This is a genomic window from Acidiphilium iwatense (genome assembly GCF_021556475.1).
Lineage (GTDB): Bacteria > Pseudomonadota > Alphaproteobacteria > Acetobacterales > Acetobacteraceae > Acidiphilium > Acidiphilium iwatense.
Genome location: NZ_JAKGBZ010000116.1, coordinates 1 through 2665, shown reverse-complemented (window position 1 = coordinate 2665; position 2665 = coordinate 1). Strand labels below are relative to the sequence as shown.

The 2665-nt window shown below is 59.3% G+C and carries 2 protein-coding genes and 2 pseudogenes; 1 reads left to right on the top strand and 3 read right to left on the bottom strand.

All coding sequences use genetic code 11. The features are described from left to right. Positions 1-239: 239 nt before the first annotated feature. From L2A60_RS20210 to L2A60_RS20200, 3 genes and pseudogenes are all read right to left on the bottom strand, one after another. Positions 240-1365: pseudogene (locus L2A60_RS20210) on the bottom strand (IS3 family transposase); the annotation flags it as partial. A 73-nt stretch (positions 1366-1438) separates the two neighbouring features. Continuing rightward, entirely contained in the window at positions 1439-2056 is a 618-nt protein-coding gene (locus L2A60_RS20205; RefSeq protein WP_235706254.1) for a plasmid pRiA4b ORF-3 family protein, read from the bottom strand. Continuing rightward, positions 2053-2244 (bottom strand): annotated as a pseudogene (locus L2A60_RS20200) (transposase domain-containing protein); the annotation flags it as partial. The gene L2A60_RS20205 and the pseudogene L2A60_RS20200, both read right to left, overlap by 4 nt. 17 nt (positions 2245-2261) lie before the next feature. On the opposite strand from L2A60_RS20200, the gene L2A60_RS21010 reads away from it, so the two are divergent. Then, a complete protein-coding gene (locus tag L2A60_RS21010) occupies positions 2262-2618 on the top strand; it encodes a DUF5372 family protein (protein ID WP_407932582.1) in 357 nt (118 codons plus the stop codon). The last annotated feature ends 47 nt before the right edge of the window (positions 2619-2665 follow it).

The window sequence follows — 2665 nt, the reverse complement described above, 5'->3', positions numbered from 1 at the left end:
TGCCCTTCAACTTCGCCAAATCAGGCCAGACTAAAAACACTGCCTGACCCAGACCTATCGGTCGCGCTCCACCGCACGGACAGGACCCCCTCCCAAGGCTGGTGCAGAGAAATGCGCGCTTACCATGAAAATCAAGCTGCCTTTTGCTGCTGTTGTGGCTGTGGGTATGTGGGCAACGCGCAAGCGTTGTCCAAGCTTGTCCTCGGGACAAGCGTCATATCCACAGCCATCGGCGGCAGTACGTTGCCCATTTCCGCGCGCCAGACCTCCATCGGCGCACGGTTGCCTAAAGCCTGGTGAGGGCGTCGGCGGTTGTAAAAGTTCATCCATTGGGAAATCCCGGCACGCGCCTCGATCCCATCGGCATAGAACTTGATGTAGATATCCTCGTATTTCAGCGATCGCCAGAGCCGCTCGATGAACACATTGTCCATCCAACGGCCCTTGCCATCCATCGAGATCTTGATCCCCGCCGCAGTCAGCGCGCCGGTGAATTCGGCCGAGGTGAACTGCGAGCCTTGATCGGTATTGAAGATCTCCGGCTTGCCGAACCGCGCCAACGCATCTTCCAGCGCCGAGACGCAGAAGCTTACATCCATCGTGTTCGATACCCGCCAAGCCAGCACCGCGCGGCTATGCCAGTCCATGATCGCCACCAGATACAGAAACTCCCGGCCGATCGGCAGGTACGTGATATCGGCGCACCACACCTGATTTGCCCGGTCGATCTTCAGATCCCGCAGTAGATACGGATAGATTTTGTGACCTGCACCCGGCTTGCTGGTCCGCAGCTTGGGACCTAGCGGCACGATCCCCATCAGCCGCATCAGCCGCCGCACCCGCTTGCGGTTCACGCGTAAGCCATCAGCCCTCAGCAGCGCCACCATCCGTCGCGACCCCAGGAACGGCCAGCGCAGGAACAGTTCGTCGATCCGCCGCATCAGGTCGAGATCGTTGTCGTTCGCCGGCCGGCGCTGTCGATACACCCTAGATCGGGCCACATGCAGCATTTCGCATTGCCGGCGGACCGATAGATCAGGATGGTTCCGGTCGAGCTTTGCTCTCCGATCCGGCGCGCTCATTTGCCGAACCTCCGTGCGAAAAATCGTTCTCGATCGTCAGCTGTCCAATCTTCGCGTGCAGCTTCTCGATCGTCCGGTTCGAGGCCGCCTCAGCATCTTGGCCGATCTTCGGATCAAACACCCGCGCCGCATGCTCCTGCAACTGCTTCTTCCACGCGTAGATCTGGTTCGGGTGAACCTGGTAGCGGGTCGCCAAATCGGCCACCGTCGCCTGCTCACGCAACGCTTCCAAGGCAATCTTCGCCTTCAATGCCGCATCAATCGTCCGTCTGGTTTTGCTCATAATCCGCTCCGTTTACCACAACAGAGCGGCGCCTCGTCCAATTAAGCCGGTGGTCCCATTTTCCGGGCCCAGTTCAAGCAGCGTTACGACGATTGGCGATGCGGCCGAGGGCGATCCTGATCTGAAGTTCCTCGATCTCCTCCGGGTTCCAGTCTTCGAGATACTCCGACACTTCGGCATGATCTGGGTGTTTGGCGTCTGCGAGGGCATTGAGCAGATTGTAATAGCCAGGAATGCCGCCGCAGTCTTCGGGCGGTGCGCTCCACGCACCGCCGATATAGCGTGGATAGGACACGCCAGGTTCGGCTTGACGGATGGCAGTCACGGTCAACCGATGTGCCCAGGAATCACCAAAGTCATACATGTAGTCGATTGTGGTCCTGCGGGGTGTGAGCACGTCGCGCAGGCGGACTTTGTCCGCCTGGAGACGAGGCCCCACGCCCCAGTCCTCTTCCGTTGACAACCCATAGGTCTGCCCGTCAATCGTGAACTCCCAAAGATGGTAGTCGAACCACCCCATGGTGATCTGGATAATGTCGTGCAGCACCTTGAGGGTGATTGAGGTCGGGACCTCCACCTCGCGCCAGATTATCGGATCGGTGTCCAGCAGGTGGATGCGGACTTTGCAGATCTGGTTGAAGCTGTCCGCGGCGGAAGTGTCGCTCTTGGGTGTCTTGCTGGGCGGGCTCATGTCGCTAGTTTGGCAGACCGCTCCGCCCAATTCCAGGGCATGAGTTCGTCGATCCGGTTTACCGGATGGCTGGCGATGCGCGCGAGGATATCGGCGAGCCAAGCCTGCGGATCGACATCATTCATTTTGGCCGTTGTGATTAGGCTGCACATCATGGCGGCCCTCTCTCCACCGCGGTCCGACGCGGCTTCATAATGCCCGGAGTCTGGGGCAAGAAGTTGAGGTTGCATATCCTTTCCACCCGCTGTTCCAGCGACCTGCAATCGTAGTCGCCGATCAACTCCACAACGGCAGCCGGCATCTGACTCTTCGCTCAGGAGAGGGGCCTTCCTTCTTGGTACCGGCCTGGATGATCGATCCGAAGGCAGCGTCGGTCAAGATCGTTGATACCCCGTGCATTTCGATCGCGCGGCTTCTCGATCTACGAGCGTTCTTGGATTCGGGCCTAGCCTTTCATCTGGGGGAACAACTCCCCGAGGGAGGCTTTGAACCGCGCCGGGAATCCTGGAGGCCATTTTGTTTGACTCAGGCGACCATAGCCATCTCGTTCAGTTGTTCATAGTAGCGCGCCTCGGCCTCGGCGGGTGGGATGTTGCCGATCGGCTCGAG

What these genes read in the sequence shown, in the direction of transcription:
- L2A60_RS20205 (WP_235706254.1), bottom strand. Translation starts at nt 2,056, where the DNA reads ATGAGCCCGCCCAGCAAGACACCCAAGAGCGACACTTCCGCCGCGGAC.